A 960-nucleotide genomic window follows, 5' to 3' on the forward strand; every position below is an offset into this window, starting at 1 on the left:
ACGCGCCGCGGAGGATCACGCCGAGGAGATCGAGCAGGCCCTGACCGGTGCCGACATGGTCTTCGTGACCGCCGGCGAAGGCGGCGGAACCGGAACCGGAGGTGCCCCGGTCGTCGCTCGCATCGCGAAGTCCATCGGCGCCCTCACCATCGGTGTCGTCACCAAGCCGTTCTCCTTCGAAGGTCGCCGCCGCCAGAGCCAGGCGGAGGCCGGCGTCGCCAAGCTCAAGGAAGAGGTCGACACCCTCATCGTGGTGCCGAACGACCGTCTCCTCGAGATCAGCGATCGCGGCATCTCGATGATCGAGGCCTTCGCCACCGCCGACCAGGTTCTGCTCGCCGGTGTCCAGGGCATCACCGACCTCATCACGACCCCGGGTCTGATCAACCTCGACTTCGCCGACGTCAAGTCGGTCATGCAGGGCGCAGGTTCGGCGCTCATGGGCATCGGCTCCGCTCGCGGCGCCGACCGTGCGATCAAGGCCGCAGAGCTCGCCGTGGAGTCGCCGCTCCTCGAAGCATCCATCGAGGGTGCGCACGGTGTGCTGCTCTCGATCCAGGGAGGATCGAACCTCGGCATCTTCGAGATCCACGATGCCGCCGACCTCGTCAAGGAGGCCGCGCACCCCGAGGCGAACATCATCTTCGGTACGGTCATCGACGACACCCTCGGTGACGAGGTGCGCGTGACCGTGATCGCCGCCGGGTTCGACGGGGGAGAGCCCTCGCTGCGCCTCGACCCGATGGTGGTCTCGCGTCCGTCGGCCGCGACACTTCCTGAGGTGTCACTCCCGGAGGAGTCCGAGACGAAGAGCGAGCCCGCACAGGCCGAGCCCGTACACCAGCGGGTGCCCGCCACGAGCATCGAGCCGGCCTTCGCCGACGACGACATCGACATCCCCGAATTCCTGAAGTGACCTCGGCGGTCGACGGCCAGGAGCCATCGGGCCTGGCCGCGCGG

Annotated in this window: 1 protein-coding gene; it reads left to right on the plus strand. The window is 68.2% G+C overall.

Going from position 1 to position 960, the window contains the following annotated elements:
* On the plus strand, window positions 1-916 hold a 916-nt coding region (ftsZ, locus tag ACNPM4_RS16940; RefSeq protein WP_448986460.1), incomplete at its 5' end, for a cell division protein FtsZ.
* Window positions 917-960 lie beyond the last annotated feature (44 nt).

It is taken from the genome of Microbacterium umsixpiens (assembly GCF_053543675.1).